Source organism: Morganella sp. Je.2.23 (assembly GCF_051129855.1).
GTDB classification, from domain to species: domain Bacteria; phylum Pseudomonadota; class Gammaproteobacteria; order Enterobacterales; family Enterobacteriaceae; genus Morganella; species Morganella sibonii.
The window spans coordinates 227,220-245,280 of record NZ_JBCPSQ010000002.1 but is presented as its reverse complement, the minus strand read 5'-3'; the positions used below and the strand labels follow the sequence as shown (position 1 = coordinate 245,280).

Here is an 18,061-nt window from a genome sequence, read left to right as displayed (position 1 = left end):
ATGACCACGCTTATTATTGCAGATTTGCATTTAAATGAGCACGAGCCGGCGATCACCGCCGGCTTTCTTCGTTTTCTGCGCGAACAGGCGGTTCACGCATCACAACTCTATATTCTCGGTGATTTTTTTGATTACTGGATTGGTGATGATGACCCGAACCCGCTGCATAAAACCGTGGCTGATGCGCTGAAATCCCTCAGTGACAGCGGCGTGAAGATCTTCTTTATCTGCGGTAACCGTGACTTTCTGCTGGGCAAACGCTATGCCCGTCAGTGCGGAATGACACTGCTGCCGGATACACAGGTAATTGAAGCCGAAGGGCATCAGATCCTGATCCTGCACGGTGATACTCTCTGTACCGATGACACGGATTATCAGCATTATCGTCAGCGCGTTCACACTCCGTGGATACAGCGCCTGTTTCTGTGGCTGCCGCTGTCACTGCGCCTGAAAATCGCGAAGAAAATGCGGGCGGGCAGTCAGTCTGCCAATCAGCGCAAAAGCGAAGCGATTATGGATGTAAATCAGAACGAGGTGATGAAGGCATTCCGTCAGTACCGGACACGCTGGATGATCCACGGTCACACCCACCGTCCTGCGGTACACGATGTTTCCGCTGACGGCGAAACGCACTTTCGCGGTGTTCTCGGTGCGTGGCATTCTCAGGGTTCCGCCTTTAAAATCACCCCGGACAGTATTTCACTGATCTTCTTTCCGTTCTGAACCATTACCTGCCCGTATTTGTGAAAAATCCGTGACGCAAACGTTTTCCTTCGTGATTTACCATGATATTATGCCCGTCTTCTTCACCGGCTCACTGCCGGACGTCTGTCAATTTTCGTGACGCGGGATGTACAGGAGCACCGAAAACATGAACGCCGCCTCTTCGCAACAACACTCACCGGCAGCCAAAGTGGCTATTGTTATGGGTTCCAAAAGTGACTGGAGCACCATGGAGCACGCCGCTGCGATCCTCGACCTGCTTCAGGTGCCTTATCACACCGAAGTGGTTTCCGCGCACCGCACGCCGGACAAACTGTTTTCTTTCGCTGAAACCGCAAAAGAGAACGGGTTTGATGTGATTATCGCCGGTGCCGGTGGTGCCGCGCATCTGCCGGGTATGCTGGCGGCCAAAACCCTCGTTCCGGTGCTGGGTGTGCCGGTGCAGAGCGCCGCACTCAGCGGCGTCGACAGTCTCTATTCCATTGTGCAGATGCCGAAAGGTATTCCGGTCGGCACGCTGGCGATCGGTAAAGCCGGTGCCGCCAATGCCGCTCTGCTCGCGGCACAGATTCTTGCCCTGCATGATGAGGCTCTGCTTGTCCGTCTGACAGAATGGCGCACAGCACAGACCGAGGATGTGCTCAGCAACCCGGATCCGCGGGAGGCCTGCTGATGAAACCGGTGTGCGTTCTGGGAAACGGCCAGCTGGGCCGGATGCTGCGCCAGGCCGGTGAGCCGCTGGGCATTTCTGTTTATCCGGTCGGGCTGGATGCCGAACCGGAAGCCGTTCCTTATCAGCACAGTGTGATCACCGCTGAAATCGAACAGTGGCCGCAAACCGCGCTGACACAAGTGCTGGAACAGCATCCCGCCTTTATCAACCGGGATATCTTTCCGCGTCTGGCTGACCGCCTGCCGCAGAAAAAACTGATGGATGATCTGCATCTCGCCACCTCACCATGGCAGCCGCTTTCTTCCCCTGATGAATGGCCTGATATTTTTGCCCGCCTCGGGGACTTTGTCATCGTCAAGCGCCGTACCGGCGGCTATGACGGCCGCGGCCAGTGGCGTGTGCGTCCCGGGGATGAATCCGCCCTGCCGCCGGAAATTTACGGTGAGTGTATTGCCGAGAAAGGCATTCTGTTTTCCGGTGAAGTGTCGCTGGTCGGTGCCCGTAACCGCGCCGGAGAATGTGTGTTTTACCCGCTGACGCATAATCATCACGAAGAAGGCATTCTGCGTATGAGCGTGGCCTTCCCGCAGACACAAAATCCGCTTCAGGAACAAGCTGAGCAGATGCTGGGCGCGATCCTCACAGAACTGGATTATACCGGTGTGATGGCGATGGAATGTTTTGTCACAGAGGATGGTCTGCTGATCAACGAGCTGGCACCGCGTGTGCACAACAGCGGCCACTGGACACAAAACGGTGCATCAGTCAGCCAGTTTGAGCTGCATCTGCGGGCGATTCTGGATCTTCCGCTGCCGCAGCCGGTCGTGACCGCCCCGGCGGTAATGGTGAATATTATCGGTACTGAACTGAATACGCAGTGGCTGGCACAGCCGCTGGCGCATCTGCACTGGTACGATAAAGAAGTGCGGCCGGCGCGCAAAGTCGGTCACATTAACCTGTCACATCCGGAACCGGCACAGCTTATTGCGGCACTCAGTGAGCTGGCACAGAATTTACCGGCGGAATATCAGTCTTCTGCGGACTGGGCAAAAACAATATTAAGCTGGTAGTCGGCACCGTTTCCGGCGACAATAGTTCCATTCTGATGCCCGGCGTTCAGCCGGGCATTTTGCTTTTTACGCCTTTTCCGGAGCCGGGATGTTTTCGTCAGATCGCCGCTTAGGCCCTGTTTATCAATGGACTATACTCACCCTGCTGGGGCTGGTTTATTTTCTGACCACCGCCACCACCTTTACCTCATTAGGCGTGGTTTTACCCGGCATGCTCAGAGAGCTGAACTGGAGCTGGACGGATGCCGGTTTTGGATTCACCCTGCTCGGGCTGACCTGCGGATTATCCAGTTTTCTGCCCAGTCTTCTGATCCGTAAAACCAATGTGCGCCTGACCCTGCTGACCGGACTGCTGCTGTTTCTGGCCGGGTTTTACAGCCTGTACACCACACAGTCGATTCAGCGCTATTTTATCGGTACGGCTTTCCTCGGGATTGGCTTTACCTTTATGGCCACCGTTCCCGGTACCTATGTGATTTCACGGCTGTTCAGCCGCCAGTCACTGGCGTTTGGTTTTTACTTTACCCTCGGCGGACTCGGCGGTGTGGTCGGGCCATGGATCTATTTTCTCGCCGCCCATGTGTTCGGTTCATGGCGGGTACACTGGCTGATCTCCGCGCTGACGCTGGCTGTTGTCACACTGATTACCCTGCTGGTGATGCGGGAAGGCCGCCGTGAAATCACGCATGCCCGAGCAGTGATGTGGCAGCAGAAGAAACAAAGTTCCCGTATCTACCGCAGTCAGGCGCGCTGGAGCGCCCGTCAGGCGCTGAGAACCTGGCAGTTTTATGTGATTGCCGCGTCTTATACCGCCTTTTTATGGTGCGGATTCACCGTGAACAGTTTTGCGGTGCCGCATATCATGGACAAAGGATTCAGCGAAACCATCGCGGCCACACTCCTCAGTACCATGGCCTTTATCAACGCCTTTTCCCGTCTGGCAGGCGGAGCGATAGGCGAGTGGCTGGAGCCGAAAAAGCTGCTGATTATCAGCCTCGCCACCATCACGTTTGGTGTGCTGACGCTGAGTATCGCGACCAGCTGGCCGCTGCTGATCCTGTTTACGGTGCTGGTGGGGATTGGTTACGGTATGACATTCCTGGCCTCCAGCGTGCTGCTGGCAAACTATTTTGGCCGCGGCCCGTATCTGGAGCTGTTTTCTGTTGTGAATCTGATTTCCACCTTTGCCTGTCTGGCACCGTTTTTTGCCGGTGCCGTCAAGGATTACAGCGGCAGTTTTACCCCGGCGTTCCTGCTGATCGCCCTGCCGGTGATCGTGATTCTGGCAGCCACATTCTTTATGCGGCCACCGCAGCACAAACCGGTCAGGGCATACACGCCGTCGCCGGACTAACTCTGTAAACGGCGGTGCTGCTGAGAATCCCCGAGCAAACGGAGCCCCAGCACACTGCCGCAGAGTGAAAGCAGAAAACCTCCGGCCAGCGGCAGCCCTATCCACAGCGGCCACTGCAATTGCCACGGGAAATCAAACACGCGGGTCTGCAACAGCCACAGGGCAATCTCCGCACCGAGTGCCGCAACCACGCCCGCCATCACGCCCAGCAGCGCAAATTCACTCCACAGCGTACGCCGCAACAGGCGTTTTCCGGCACCGAGGGTGCGGTATACCACCAGTTCAGTCCGGCGCTGATTCATACCCACCTGGATCTGCGCCAGTAATAACAGCACACCACAGATCAGCACCAGTACCACCATCGCTTCCAGCGCACGGCTGACCTGCGCGAGAATGGTCTGGATCTGTTTCAGCATCGATCCGGTATCAAAAATGCTGATAGACGGATACTTACGATTCATCTGGGTGATTAATCCATCATTACCGTCATAGTGAAAGCTGGTCAGCCACATGGCACTCTGATTTTCCAGGGACGCCTGATTAAAAATAAAGAAAAAATTCGGCCGCATACTTTCCCAGTCCACCTGCCGCACACTGCTGACGGTCGCGGTAAACGGCCGGGTATCCCCGGTGAATGTCAGGGTATCTCCCACTTTCAGGCCGAGCTGTTTGACGACTTCCATCTCAATAGAGACTTCCCCGGGTTTCGGCGGCCAGGTGCCGTCCTCCAGCTCGTTAAGCGGCGGCAGGGACTCCGTCCAGGTGAGACTCAGTTCACGGCGGACCGTATTGTTGCCGGGATCACGCGCATCTGCCCATTCCAGCGCAGTTTCGCCGTTAATACCGGACAGCCGGGCCAGCACCACCGGATAATATTCCGTTGGCGTCACGTTGTGCGCTGCCAGCAGCTGATTGACAGGTGCTATCTGATCTTCGGTCATATTCACCAGAAAATAGTTCGGCGTATCCGGCGGCAGTTGCTGCTGCCAGCGCCCGATCAGATCACCGCGAACCATCACCAGCAGTCCCAGCAGCATAAAAGAGAGCGCAAATGCACCGGTCTGAACCAGCGTCTGACCGGGCTGACGCAGCAGGCGGCGGACAGCCAGCCGCAGACTCAGTGCACGAAACGGGATTTTGGCCAGCAGCCACAATCCGCCGTATCCGGCCACTGCCAGCAGCGCAGCGATCAGAACCACACCGGCCAGTACTGCCCAGAGCAGAAAAGAGGCGTTGGTCAGCACCGCCAGCCCGCCAGCCACAATCAGTGCTGTCAGCGGCAGATACCAGCGCAGCGGCCAGACCGGTGCCACCACGTCATCGCGCAGCACGCGGGTCGGTTGTGTCAGCATCAGCTGGCGGTACGGCCGTGCACCCACCAGCAGAGTGATAGCCACCAGGGTCAGCAGTGCCCATGCCCACGGCCATAATCCCGGCGCGGGCAGCGCTTTCGGCAGCAGCGGAGAGAGCAGGCTCATCAGTACGGCATCAAAAATCAGCCCCAGCAGCGACCCGGCGACCATCGCTGCAGCCATCAGTACCGCCCATTGCCCGACAACCCAGTAACGCAGCTCCCGCCGCCCTGCACCCAGCGTTTTCAGTACTGCAATCAGGGTATGACGACTGCGGCAGTAGTGCGACATCGCAACGGCCACGGCGGCAATCGCCAGTAACAGGGTCAGCAATGCGGAGAGCACCAGGAACTGCTGAGCGCGATCGATCGACTTCGCCAGCGCCCCGCCCTCCTGCTGCAAAGTGACCCAGCGCTGATCGATCCGCAGGGCATCCTCATACTGCTGTTTAAATATCGATACCGCATCCGGCGCACCGGCAAACATATCGCGGTAAGTCAGGCGGCTCCCCGGCTGTATTGCCCCGGTGGCTTCCGCATCCTGCAAACTGATCAGGACGCGGGGAGCCATCTGGAACGGATTAAAACCGCTGTCCGGCTCCTGAATAAGAAAACCGGCAATTTTCAGGTCGGTATCCCCCACTTCCAGCATCTGTCCCGGTTTTACCGAGAGCAGTTCTGCCAGGCGCGGCGCGATAAGAATCTCCCCTGGTGCAGGTTTCAGGCCGGGCGGATCGGTTTCCAGCTCACCGTACAGCGGATAAGCCTCATCAGCCGCTTTGACATACACCAGCTGCGGCACATCATTGGCAAATACCATGGTGTTGAAGCTCATCTGCTGACTCAGCGTCAGGCCGCTTTCCTGCGCCTTTTTCAGCCAGCTTTCATCAGCCGGATGCGAGCCGCGCAGCACCAGATCACCGGCCAGATAATCACGGCTCTGATAATTCACACTCTGATTAATACGATCACCGGTACGCCCCAGCGCCAGCACACAGGCAACCGCCAGAGTCAGCGACAGCCAGACCACCAGCAGGGACGGCGTGCGCCACTCCCGCCAGAACCAGCGCCAGATCATGTCAGTTCCTCCAGCTTGCCGTCAGACAACTTCAGCCGCCGCTGACAGCGGGCAGCGAGGGTCAGATCATGTGTGACCAGAATCAGCGTGGTGCCGTAATCACGGTTCAGTGAGAACAGCAGATCCGCAATTTTGTCGCCGGTACGGCGATCAAGGTTACCGGTCGGTTCATCGGCAAACAAAATTTTCGGCCGGGTCGAGAATGCCCGGGCGATCGCCACCCGCTGCTGTTCCCCGCCGGAAAGCTGGGCAGGCATATGTTTCAGGCGTTTTTCCAGCCCCAGCTGAATCAGCAGCTGCTCCGCATTTTCGCGGCTGGCAGATTCGGATTCACCGCGTAACAACGCAGGCAGCTGGACATTTTCCAGCGCATTCAGTGTCGGGATCAGCATAAAGGACTGAAACACAAAGCCGACATCCCGCGCCCGCAGTTTTGCCCGCGCTTCCTCATCCAGCTGCGGCAGTGACTGTCCGAGCAGTTTCACCTCACCGGATGTGCCGTCATCCAGACCGGCAATAATTCCCAGCAGGGTCGATTTTCCGGAACCGGACTCCCCCACCAGCGCAATTGTTTCTTCAGGCTCGACAACTAATCCGACACCCTGCAATATAGTGATCTCATTTTCACCCTGACCGACGCGCTTAATAAGATGATCAATTTCAAGAATAGGCTCCGGAGCCATCTCTGTTTCCTTTTTCTGCTGCTGTTCAGCGGGAATCTGTATGCCGCCGGAACATTACTGATACTGGGGGACAGCCTGAGTGCCGGTTACCGCCTTCCGGCCGGAGAGGCGTGGGCGGCACAGCTGGGACAACGCTGGCAACAGGCCGGTAACGGCATCACACTGATAAACGGCAGTATCAGCGGAAATACGGCCGCTCAGGGACTTGCCCGTCTGCCTGCACTGCTGGAGCAGCACCGGCCGCAATGGGTACTGATTGAACTGGGTGCCAACGACGGCCTGCGCGGCCTGCCGCTGACACAAACCCGCACCGATCTTCAGGCAGCGATTGATGCCGTGAAAGCCGCCGGTGCGAAGCCGCTGCTGATGCAGATCCGTATTCCGCCGAATTACGGCAAACGCTATACAGAGCGGTTCTCTGCGCTCTATCCGGCGCTGGCACAGGAAAATGCCGTTCCGCTGCTCCCGTTTTACATGGAAGCGGTCATCACCAACCCGCAGTGGATACAGGATGACGGCATACACCCGAACGCAGCGGCACAGCCCTATGTGACAGACTGGATGGATAAAACGCTGCTGCCTTACTTACAATAACAGGCGTCAGACTATCCTAAATGATTTGTCCATGACTTATAAGCAGTTAAGCAGGTAAAGAAATGCAAAAAGCAGTTTTGATCACCGGCAGTTCCAGCGGTATCGGGTTATGCGCGGCAAAGACACTGAAACAGCGGGGCTACCGTGTGCTGGCCGCCTGCCGCAAACCGTCGGATCTGGCCGAAATGGCACGCCTCGGGTTTGAACCGGTGGAACTGGATCTGGACTGCCCGCAGAGTGTTGCCCGCGCTGCGGAACAGGTACTGGCGCTGACGGATAACCGCCTGTACGGCTTATTCAATAATGCCGGTTTTGGCCTGTACGGTCCGCTGGAAACGGTCAGCCGTGAAGATCTGGAAAAACAGTTTTCCGCCAATCTGTTCGGCACACATCAGTTAACCACGCTGCTGCTGCCTGCCATGAAACAGGCCGGCGAAGGCCGGATAATCCAGACCAGTTCCGTGATGGGTCTGATTTCCACCCCCGGACGCGGTGCTTATGCCGCCAGTAAATTCGCGCTGGAAGCCTGGTCCGATGCACTGCGGATGGAACTCGCCGGTACCGGAGTCCGTGTCAGCCTGATTGAGCCGGGACCCATCACCACCCGGTTTACGGAAAATGTCACACAAACGCTGCAGGATAAACCGGTCAAAAATCCGGGTATTGCCCGCCTGTTTACCGGCAAACCGGAGGATGTGGTGAAAAAAGTCATCCGCGCCCTGGAGCACCGGCACCCGAAAATACGCTATCCTGTTACAGGTCTTACCGTAATCGTGATGTGGCTCAGACGCCTGCTGCCGCTGTGGCTGATGGATAAAATACTGAACAAAAAATCCTCTGCCGCTTGAAATGCCGCGCTGCGCCCAGATGTTAATAAAAAGTCCGCCAATTTATTAAGAGAATGAATATGTTATCAAATGCACATATCACAGACGTTAACGAAACCAATTTACGCCAGGTTATTGAATCTTCAATGCAGGTACCGGTGGTCTTTTTCTTCCATTCCGCGCAGTCCCCGCAGTGTCAGGAACTGGGCGCTATTCTGGAAAAAGTGGCCGCTGACTATGCCGGGATGATGATCCTTGCCAAAGTAAACTGCGATACCGAGCAGATGATCGCCTCACAATTCGGTCTGCGTGCGGTGCCGACCACCTATCTGTTCCATCAGGGACAGCCGGTCGATGGCTTTGAGGGGCCGCAGAATGAAGAGACAGTCCGTAACTTCCTGGCAAAATTCCTGCCGTCCGAATCTGAAATCAAAACCGGTCAGGCCATCGAACTGATTGAAGCCGGTGATTTTCAGGCTGCTCTGCCGCTGCTGCGTGAAGCGCATCAGGCAGACGACCGCAACAGCGAAATCACCCTGCTGCTGGCACAGACGCTGCTGGAAGTGAATCTGTCAGAAGAGGCAGAGAAAGTATTGAAGTCTGTCCCGATTCAGGATCAGGATACGCGCTATCATGGTCTCTTATCTCAAATTGAGTTACAAAAACAAGCCGCAGACACGCCGGAAATCCAGGAGCTGCAAAATGCCTTTGCCGCAGATCCGGAAAATGCAGAACTCGCGGTACAACTGGCGCTGAAACTGCATGAAGTTCACCGCAATGATGAAGCACTTGCACTGTTATTCAGCTTCCTGAAGAAGGATCTGGCGGCTGCAGAAGGTCAGGTACGCAAAACCATGATGGATATTATGGCGGCAATGGGAACCGCAGACAGTACTGCCGCATCTTACCGTCGTAAGCTATACTCGTTACTGTACTAATTATTACTTTACTGAATTATTTAACCCACTCATTACTGATAAGGATTTTGGCTCATGGATTTGTTCTCACTGGGTTTTGTCCCGATTATTATTCTCATCGCCGTCATTATTGTCGCGACCGGTGTCAAAACTGTACCGCAGGGCTTTCAGTGGACTGTTGAGCGTTTTGGCCGCTATACCCGGACACTTCAGCCGGGTCTGCATATTATTGTGCCGTTTATGGATCGCATCGGCCGTAAAATTAATATGATGGAACAGGTTCTCGATATTCCGTCACAGGAAGTTATCTCCCGCGATAACGCCAACGTCACCATCGACGCCGTCTGCTTTATTCAGGTCATTGATCCGGTACGTGCTGCGTATGAAGTCAGCAACCTGAATCTGGCGATTATCAACCTGACCATGACCAACTTCCGTACCGTGCTCGGTTCGATGGAGCTGGATGAAATGCTGTCTCAGCGCGATTCCATTAACTCCCGCCTGCTGCATATTGTGGATGAGGCAACCAACCCGTGGGGGATTAAAATCACCCGTGTTGAAATCCGTGACGTGCGTCCGCCGAAAGAGCTGGTATCTGCGATGAACGCCCAGATGAAAGCGGAACGTACCAAACGTGCCGATATTCTCGAAGCGGAAGGTATACGTCAGGCGGCTATTCTGAAAGCGGAAGGTGAAAAACAGTCTCAGATCCTGAAAGCAGAAGGTCTGCGTCAGTCCGCATTCCTGGAAGCAGAAGCCCGTGAACGTGCGGCTGAGGCGGAAGCCCGCGCCACACAAATGGTATCGGATGCTATCGCTGACGGTAATATGCAGGCTATCAATTACTTTGTGGCGCAGAAATATACCGATGCACTGACCAAAATCGGTGCAGCGGAAAACAGCAAAGTCATTATGATGCCGCTGGAAGCCAGCAACCTGATGGGTGCTATCGGCGGTGTGGCAGAAATGTTCAATGTGTCAAAAGACACGAAAGGTCAGGGTAAATCCGCATGATTGAGATGATCGCATCACAGGCGGTCTGGTTCTGGCTCTGTTTCGGCGGCATCCTGCTGATTCTGGAGATGCTCGGCACCGGGGGTTATCTGCTCTGGAGCGGTGTGGCGGCACTGATTGTCGCACTGCTGACGTGGATAATACCGGGGCTGAGTCCCGAGTGGCAGGGCATTATCTTCGCAGTGATGACGGTGATTTGTGCGGTGCTGTGGCGTAATTTTCAGCGCCGCCGCCAGCGTGATGACAGCAGTTCACCGAATCAGGCCAATCACAAGCTGATTGGTTTGCGCGCCGCGCTGCTGACAGAGACGGAAGAGGGTTACAGCCGTATCCGCCTTGCAGACGGAAGCTGGCGTGTTTACAGTCAGTCACCGCTGCCTGCCGGTACGGAAGTTGAAGTGATTGCCGTTGACGGTATTACACTGACCGTCCGGGCTGTCAGTCGGTAACTGACCGGAAAGACAACAGCAAAACGGCCTCTGGTGACAGAGGCCGTTTTTATTTATCTCAATAATTTTATCTCAATAACCTTACCGCATCACGCGCCTTTAAAACGGTAGCGTTCATTCACGGAATTGGTCAGATCCTGCATAATAATATTGGTCAGTTTATCGGTGGTATTTAATGCGTCCTGCATCACTTTATTCTGGAAGTCCTGTAACAGCTGTTTGGCCTTAGCCGGGTCTGTTTTATAAATACTCAGATACTCTTTTTCCATTGCCTGCTGTTCTTTGGCAAACTGAGCTTCCTGTTTGCTGTATTCCGCCTGCACAATTTTCGAATATTTATTAAAATCGATCATCGCCAGAGTCTGTAATTTACGGAATTTCCAGTGAGCAGAGGCATTATCAGCCTGCGGTGAACCGATGGTATAGGCTTCCACATAACTATCCGGGCCGTAATAAACCGGAACATAAACGGATAATGTCGGCATACCGAAAGCGATATAACGGACATTGCCGATTTCTTTCGGTAAATCTTTGCGAACCTGTAAAATATGGGAATGCTGGGTTCTGAATACCGAGATTGGACGTTTGGTAGTATCCGGATAGGTGGTGGCATACGGGGATGTGCCGACATTTTCATAATGGTTGCGCAGCCCGGCTTTAATATCTTCCAGCCCCAGTTTTTTCGCCGGTTTTAAGAAGACAGGGAAATCATTCGATTTCACATCTTTAAAATCAGTCTTAATTTCCGGGTTATACATTTTTTGCAGCACTAAGACACGCGGATAGTTGTAATAACCGTCACTTTTTGCATCATCTTTGGTATAGGCTTTTTTGAAATTAAATTCACCGTCTTTCTTCGGATCATATAAGCCGTTTTTCTCGGCAAAGGAAATCAGTGTCGGAGATGACAGGTAATTCTCTTTGTCATTGATATCAAATTTTTCCAGGCGCCCCTGGTTGGCGGTGACATAATAGGTATTGGCCGGAATTTTCGCTGCCATCCACTGGTGGCCGCTGCCGGTTTCCAGATACCAGATGCCGTCTTTATCAATAAAGGCCACACCGAAACCTTCACCGGCGCCTTTTTCCTCAATAATTTTCCCTAACCGCATTACTCCCTCTTTCGCGGAAGAGACATACGGTAATACCACATCCGGAATGGCATCTTCAATAATCCCGGTATCTTCGACATACGGGTCAATTTTTAATGATGCATCATTGGCAAAAATCGTTTCTGTGGCACTGATCCCGACACCGGCGTCATTAAAGCCGTTGGAACTGAAACGGAACTGACCTTTATCATTCCATTCCGGGATAGTGGTATAACGCATTGCCTTTTCCGGCAGCGTATAGGTAAATTTATTTAAGTTGGTTTTAAACTCAGTGTCTTTATTGATTTTTTCCTGATTCACCTGCAAAACTTTCGGGTTTGCCGGATTCATATCTTCATTGCGGGCAATATATTGCGCACCATCTGAAGACGCATTTTCACCGACAAAAATAGTGGTACATGCCGTTGCATCAGAAATCACCAGTGCAGCACCCACAGCAAGAGATAAAACACTACGTTTCATAGAGAACACCTTCCATTGAGTTATAAATTGCGTTTACGCTATCTATTACCCACTGATTTTTCTTTTACGCAGATCGCATAATACAAAGTCAATCACTGGATTATTCTCAAAACATGGTTTATTTCACTAAATTAATTATTTTTTACGGATAAGTGTTTGGGTTAAAATTACGGATTATTTTTTCAGCGGGGAATTGATCGGGACAGGGGATCGTGTGAATTGTTATTTTATTTCTTTTTTACTGATCACAATTAAGCGGTGTGTGTGGGTATCCGGATCATTCCCCCAACAAAAATCACTCCAGTATTCAAAAAAAGATTCAATATCCTGAATAGTAAACAGTGGCCTTTCCGGCTCTCCGCCATCTGAAGCATAAACATAAAAACCGGCAGCCAATGCCCATGAAATCATCACTTCCCAAAAACGCCGTCCGTCACCGGTTTGTTCTTCATCGGTAACCACAATATGATAAGTATCCAGCAGCCAGCGGAAAAAGTGCCGCGGCAGGTCTGCAACAGCAGACTGATGTTTGTCATTGGTTGTCCGCCATACTTTAATTTGTGTGCAACTTGTCTGACCGGCAACAATGTCATTGCGGAAGCAAAGCTCAACCAGATAAACGGTTTCGGGTAAATCCCCGGTAGTCACCAGCCTGTACTGCTGCTTTTTACCTGATTTAATAAATTGATAGCCCTCTTTTACCTCATAGCCCGGCAATGAAAACTGATGCGTACCGGCAGCCAGAAACAGCGTTGTCAGCTCACTGTTTTCAGAGGGCAGATTTAATTTGCGGTTAAAGCCCGCAGCGGGGATCAATTTCGGCATGTCGGCGTGAACCTGTCGTCGTTGTAACTTTTTATCGTTCATATTAGCGCCTCATTGCCGGTGATTTATAAACACAGTATACACAGATATCACACGCTATTTCTTATTGCGGTAATTTAACTTTACATTAAATAATGCACTTTCCCATTCCCTTTTTAACGATGATTAAAATATTAAAATCAATTAGTTAAATAATTAATTAATTCAAAAATAGAGCCGAGATAAAAAACGGCTCTTATTCAGAGCCGTTTACACTACGTTATACGTTATCGCTCGTAATAATTACTTCACTTTACTGTTTACACTGCCGTGATCATTAGTGACAGAAATTCCCACCGGGGATTTTCCGTTTACGATCCCGTCCTTAACCGCACTGACAGCCTGTCCGGCATTGAGCGGGAGTTCGCCGTGAATGCGGGTGCCGGTTTCTTTGACCGCCACAGAACGCATTTCGGTGTTCCCGCCATCCGGCAGACCGTCCAGCACCGCACCTGTCAGAATGGTGCTGCCGCCGGTGCGCAGTTTACCCTGTTCACGGGCTGTCAGACCGGATTGCTGTCCCACCTGCTCAGAAGAGCGGGTTTCAAAGGACGCTTTCACCTTGCCGTTCATGCCGGCAGGAGATGTCAGACCGGATTTCACTTTATCTGCCACCGTACCCGCACCGGTTCCGGCATTTTCACGGACAGAATCAGCTGCTTTATCGAGACCGTTTTCCAGACCGGCTTTGATATCATCCGCAAACTTCGGCGTACCGGCATTCGCCAGTTTCGAGGTGGTACTGCTGCCCTCATCATTGGTATGTGCCGCCGACAGATCCGCATCCGCTTTCAGAACCGATTCCGTGTTAGTCCGGCTTTCAACCACCAGATCACCGCCGACACGTCCGCTGATAGTATCCGCGCTCAGTTTTCCGCCCTGAATCCGCGTGTCATTGCGGCTGTTCAGCGTGAGATTTTCGCTTTCAGTCAGGGCATTTTTCTGTGTGACTGTCTGCTGATTATCAATCCCGCCTTTCAGACCGGCGCTGATATTATGCCGTGAACCGGTTTCCGGATTTTCTGTACTGCGCGAGGTCCCGATATTCAGTTTTCCGCCCGCATTCCAGTTGGCTTTATCCGTGGTTTTCTGTGCGGATTCAATCACAATCCCGCCGTCACGGGCTGTCAGTGCGATATTTTTTGCATCGGTCTGTGTGCCTTTCAGATGCAGTGCATCATCCCGCATGCCATCTGCTGAAACAGCAACCGTACCACCGCTGCGCAGACTGCCGCCGCGCTGATCCGTCACGTTTTCAGACTGTTTGCTGATACTGAAATCCGCACCGCCGCCCAGTTTGCTGCCGGTTTCTGTTTTACCGCCGCTGACCTGCACACCGCCGTGCCACTGATGGCCGGAAATGGTATTTGTGCTCTCCGCACTGTTCAGCAGGGTATTGTGCCCGCTTTTCACCGTGATATCCCCGTCACTGCTGATATCGGTGCCCTTGGCGGTCAGGTCATTTCCGGCCTGTAATACCACCCCGGTTTTCCCCTCAGTCACGCCGGTTTTCGCCGTTGTGCCGCTTTCGTTATACACTTCACGTCCGCCGCTGAGACCACCGCCCGCATTTTTCAGGTTAATTGATTCCACATTCACCTTCGCCCCGGCGTCATAGCCGCTGACGGTTTTACTGTGTGTATCTGCTGCCTGATCCAGCGTCAGATTGTCACCGGCACGGACGGAAACCAGTCCTTCCTCACTGCGCAGTGTATCACCCTGTAATGAGACATCACGCCCCGCCTGCACCGCGATATCACCTTTCGCTGACAGCGATCCGGTCACTGCTTTACTGCTGCTTTCCGTTGCCAGACGATGACCACCGCTGCCTTCCGCGTTGATCGCAACATCCTGTCCGGTGGATGTCGCCACACGCAGGCTGCCTTTACCCTCTGTCACGGATTCAGACTGATGATGTGTATCTGCCGCTGCCGCGGACTGATAATCCCCGGTATTTATCGCAATACCGCCGTTTTCCGCCCGGTAACGTGTTCCTTCATCCAGAACACGGTCTGTGGCGTTCACGGCAACAGAACCTGCATTAACAGAGGTGGTTTTCGCCTGAGTGTTTTCGGTGGTGGTCTTCCGGTTTTCCCCTTTACCGCTCAGGTCAACGCCGATATCCGGCAGACCGGTGGCGGCGGTGCTGTCAGCCACACCGGCAACATCACCTTCCGCAAGATTTTCACCGGCCTTGGCCAGCGGACGGGAGACTTTGCTGTAATCAAGGGAAACGCCGAGACTGCCTTCGCCGCCTTTGGTGGTTTCCGTGGTGCGATCACTGTTATGAGCCGCCCGGTGTTCCGAGGTCTGCGCCGTTTCCGTATAAGCGCCGCCCACCGTGTGTGATGCGCCCTCCTGGGAAAGCGTTTTTCCGGCTGTCAGCGTGAGATTACCCTGCACCTGAGTGCCGGAGGTGACCGCCTGATGCTGCTCCTGTGTTTTGGTGGTTTCAGTGTGACCGCCGCTGATCCCGCCGCCGATTTTGTCCATACCGCCGGTCAGGTAAATGCCGCCGTGTGATTCCCCTTTCTGCTGTGTCCGGCTATCACGGTTATCCGCTGCATTCAGGGTGATATTTTCAGCAGAAAGCGCCGCATCTCCCTGAGTCGTGGTCAGTGAAGAGCCGGTAAGGGCGAGATCTTTCCCGGCGGTGACAGAAACACTGCCGCCTTTCAGTTCACTGCCCTGCTGCGTGACAGAATCCTGTTTTTGCGTTTCGCGGGTATGGCTGATATCCAGACCGGCGCGGTATTGTTTGTCTTCATCTTCTTTGGCATAGCCGCTGATTTTCAGTGTGGTTTCTGTTTTATCAGACTGCTTTTGCGCCTGTGCCGCACGGACATTAATATCCCCGAGGGTATCAATTTTCAGTGTGCCTGCACTTTCAATCAGACTTCCGGCGATGGTGATATCATTTTTCCCGGCCAGCCGCAGATCGGCCTCTGATTTCAGCTCACTGCGCTCCACCCTGGTATCTTCACTGTTTTCACGAAGCGTACTGCGGGTGATGTTAAATGCGCCGCCATCACGGTTATCAATATGTTTTGCCGTCCGGCTGACGCCGTTTTCAATGACCAGCGCGCCCTGCCCGGTCTGCACCAGGCTATCCTGAGTCCCTTTTACCTTGCTGCCGGTGACAGTGACGCCATTACCGCCGGAAAGCCAGAGTTTACCGCCCGCGGTAAAGCCGGAACCGTGTGCCGTTTCTTCCGTGGTGGCACTGTTTTCACGCGAACCGCCGCCGATACCGCCCCAGGACGTGACATTTTCAGTATGTCCCTGGTGCTGTGTCGCGGTTTGTGTGCCTATGGTGAGATTGTTGCCGGTGTTGATAATCATATCTTTTCCGGCGCGTGCCTGTGCCGCCTGAGCCCGGATGTCATGACCGGCATTCAGTCCCAGATTGCCGCCCGCGGTCAGTTCCGTTTTCACCAGCTGTTCTTTCGAGGTGACATCGCCGTGTGTGCCGCTGAGCAGTTTGGCCGTCTCATTGCGTTTATTACCGGATACGGTTTGTGTGCGGGAGTCTGTCACGCCCTCAAGCCGGATATCGCCTTTGGCATCCGCGCTGAGATGTGTTCCGGCCTCCAGTTTTGCCCCTTTCAGGGTGATATCACCGGTTGCGGCCGCCAGCCGTATGTCACCGGCAGCACGGAGATTGCTGGTTTCCTGCCGGATGCTTTCATCTTTGCGGGTTTCGTTATTTTCCCACGACATCTTCCACTGATTTGTGGTGCGGGTGTCTGACTGCGCAACCCGGTCACTGTCGAGCGTGATGGTTCCGGCCTGAACCGAGATATCCTGTCCGCTCAGATCGGTGCCGGTCAGCCGGGCTTCCTGCTGAGCCACCAGCGTGATATTTTTTCCGTCCAGCGAAGTGCGGGTGTAGCGCCCCTGCCGGGTTTCAGCGGTGACTGACTGACCGCTGCGTTTATCTTCTGTCCGGTGATGTTCATTACGTAACTGTCCTTCAGTCCGCACTGTATCGCCGCTCAGACGGATATCACCGCCGGTGACCTGTGCGCCGGTCAGTGTCAGTGCGCCCTGTGACTGCGCATCAAAACCCTTTACAGCATCAATATTACCGGCCAGTTTTACGCCGCTGCCCTGCGCGGTGTTCACCAGACGGATTTTCCCGGCACGCATACCGCCCAGGTAGTAGCTGTCGAGCGGAACCGCATTTTTACCGGCGGAAATCGTCAGCAGATCAGCAGAAACAGTATTGTTGCCGGTGATCACATTCAGTGCCGCTGCGCGGATCTCTCCGTCGGCATTAATCGCGGGAGCGACCAGATCCAGCACTTTACCGGTGGTGATCCCGTTATTTCCGATCGTCAGTGAGTTTGTGTTATCCAGGGTGCTGTACGCGCTGATCATGCCGTTTTCAATCAGCGGATTACCCACGATCAGACCGGCATTATTGGTATTGATAAACCCGCAGCCCTGACAACTGATCCCGTTAGGGTTAGCGAGGATCAGATCCGCCGCCATGCCGAAGACTTCCTGCTGACCCAGCAGCAGAGAGGGGTTACGGCTGACCACTTCGTTGAGGATCACCCCGGCGGCCTGCCCGTTCAGGTTTTTATTGGCCTCCAGCATACCTGCCAGTTGTGACTGTCCTGCGGTCATGCTGTTATTAAAGACCGCGCCATGATTATCCACATTAAAATCAAGATACTGGTTATGAGACAGCCCGTTACTGTTCGGCGCTGTAATATTGACAATATCTGTTCCGTTTACCTGCGAAACACCGGGGCCGTCCGGGCCGCTGTCCGCCACAATCCCTGCGGCTGCACTGTTCAGCGTGACAAAGGCCAGCGCCATCCACGCGGCCACCTTACCTGACGAAGAGAGTTTAAAGCGTTCTTTTTTCATTGTATTTCCTTA

Annotated in this window: 14 protein-coding genes; 9 read left to right on the top strand and 5 right to left on the bottom strand. The window is 53.8% G+C overall.

What is annotated here, in order from left to right; all coding sequences use genetic code 11:
• The 4 genes from AAZR23_RS11590 (at position 1) to AAZR23_RS11575 (ending at position 3,820) form a co-directional block, all read left to right on the top strand.
• Entirely contained in the window at positions 1 to 723 is a 723-nt protein-coding gene (locus tag AAZR23_RS11590; RefSeq protein ID WP_046893211.1) for a UDP-2,3-diacylglucosamine diphosphatase, read from the top strand.
• A 148-nt stretch (positions 724 to 871) separates the two neighbouring features.
• Positions 872 to 1,396 carry a 5-(carboxyamino)imidazole ribonucleotide mutase gene (purE, locus tag AAZR23_RS11585; protein ID WP_371005051.1) on the top strand — a complete coding sequence of 175 codons (525 nt, stop codon included), beginning with the start codon at positions 872 to 874 and terminating at the stop codon, positions 1,394 to 1,396.
• Positions 1,396 to 2,466 carry a 5-(carboxyamino)imidazole ribonucleotide synthase gene (gene purK, locus AAZR23_RS11580; RefSeq protein ID WP_166708443.1) on the top strand — a complete coding sequence of 357 codons (1,071 nt, stop codon included), beginning with the start codon at positions 1,396 to 1,398 and terminating at the stop codon, positions 2,464 to 2,466. The genes purE and purK overlap by 1 nt, the downstream gene beginning before the upstream one ends.
• 88 nt (positions 2,467 to 2,554) lie before the next feature.
• On the top strand, positions 2,555 to 3,820 hold the full coding sequence (locus AAZR23_RS11575; protein ID WP_046893208.1) for an MFS transporter: 1,266 nt from the start codon (positions 2,555 to 2,557) through the stop codon (positions 3,818 to 3,820).
• On the opposite strand, the gene ybbP is transcribed toward AAZR23_RS11575, so the two are convergent.
• Together ybbP and ybbA are read right to left on the bottom strand one after the other, a co-directional pair.
• Complete coding sequence (gene ybbP / locus AAZR23_RS11570) at positions 3,817 to 6,249, bottom strand: putative ABC transporter permease subunit YbbP (protein ID WP_434692697.1); 2,433 nt, start codon at positions 6,247 to 6,249, stop codon at positions 3,817 to 3,819. The two genes, AAZR23_RS11575 and ybbP, sit on opposite strands and share 4 nt — an antisense overlap.
• The gene (ybbA, locus tag AAZR23_RS11565) at positions 6,246 to 6,932 is read right to left on the bottom strand and encodes a putative ABC transporter ATP-binding protein YbbA (RefSeq protein WP_046893206.1); all 687 of its coding nucleotides are present in this window, start codon (positions 6,930 to 6,932) and stop codon (positions 6,246 to 6,248) included. Before ybbA ends, ybbP begins: the two co-directional genes overlap by 4 nt.
• Here ybbA and tesA point away from each other — a divergent pair.
• From tesA to AAZR23_RS11540, 5 genes are all read left to right on the top strand, one after another.
• Entirely contained in the window at positions 6,900 to 7,526 is a 627-nt protein-coding gene (gene tesA, locus AAZR23_RS11560) for a multifunctional acyl-CoA thioesterase I/protease I/lysophospholipase L1 (protein WP_371005043.1), read from the top strand. The two genes, ybbA and tesA, sit on opposite strands and share 33 nt — an antisense overlap.
• A 62-nt stretch (positions 7,527 to 7,588) precedes the next feature.
• On the top strand, positions 7,589 to 8,374 hold the full coding sequence (locus tag AAZR23_RS11555; RefSeq protein ID WP_166708447.1) for an SDR family oxidoreductase: 786 nt from the start codon (positions 7,589 to 7,591) through the stop codon (positions 8,372 to 8,374).
• A 59-nt stretch (positions 8,375 to 8,433) separates the two neighbouring features.
• Positions 8,434 to 9,291 (top strand): co-chaperone YbbN, encoded by an 858-nt coding sequence (locus AAZR23_RS11550; RefSeq protein WP_046893203.1) that lies wholly within the window; start codon positions 8,434 to 8,436, stop codon positions 9,289 to 9,291.
• Between the two features lie 54 nt (positions 9,292 to 9,345).
• Positions 9,346 to 10,284, top strand: coding sequence for an SPFH domain-containing protein (locus AAZR23_RS11545; RefSeq protein ID WP_024475083.1), 939 nt, complete (start codon positions 9,346 to 9,348; stop codon positions 10,282 to 10,284).
• Complete coding sequence (locus AAZR23_RS11540; protein WP_107678475.1) at positions 10,281 to 10,733, top strand: NfeD family protein; 453 nt, start codon at positions 10,281 to 10,283, stop codon at positions 10,731 to 10,733. The genes AAZR23_RS11545 and AAZR23_RS11540 overlap by 4 nt, the downstream gene beginning before the upstream one ends.
• An 89-nt stretch (positions 10,734 to 10,822) precedes the next feature.
• Here AAZR23_RS11540 and AAZR23_RS11535 read toward each other — a convergent pair whose 3' ends face one another.
• From AAZR23_RS11535 to AAZR23_RS11525, 3 genes are all read right to left on the bottom strand, one after another.
• The gene (locus tag AAZR23_RS11535) at positions 10,823 to 12,307 is read right to left on the bottom strand and encodes a C69 family dipeptidase (RefSeq protein WP_434692691.1); all 1,485 of its coding nucleotides are present in this window, start codon (positions 12,305 to 12,307) and stop codon (positions 10,823 to 10,825) included.
• Between the two features lie 222 nt (positions 12,308 to 12,529).
• Complete coding sequence (locus AAZR23_RS11530) at positions 12,530 to 13,174, bottom strand: hypothetical protein (protein ID WP_434692689.1); 645 nt, start codon at positions 13,172 to 13,174, stop codon at positions 12,530 to 12,532.
• 240 nt (positions 13,175 to 13,414) lie between these two features.
• Positions 13,415 to 18,049, bottom strand: coding sequence for a hemagglutinin repeat-containing protein (locus tag AAZR23_RS11525; RefSeq protein ID WP_434692687.1), 4,635 nt, complete (start codon positions 18,047 to 18,049; stop codon positions 13,415 to 13,417).
• Positions 18,050 to 18,061: the final 12 nt, after the last annotated feature.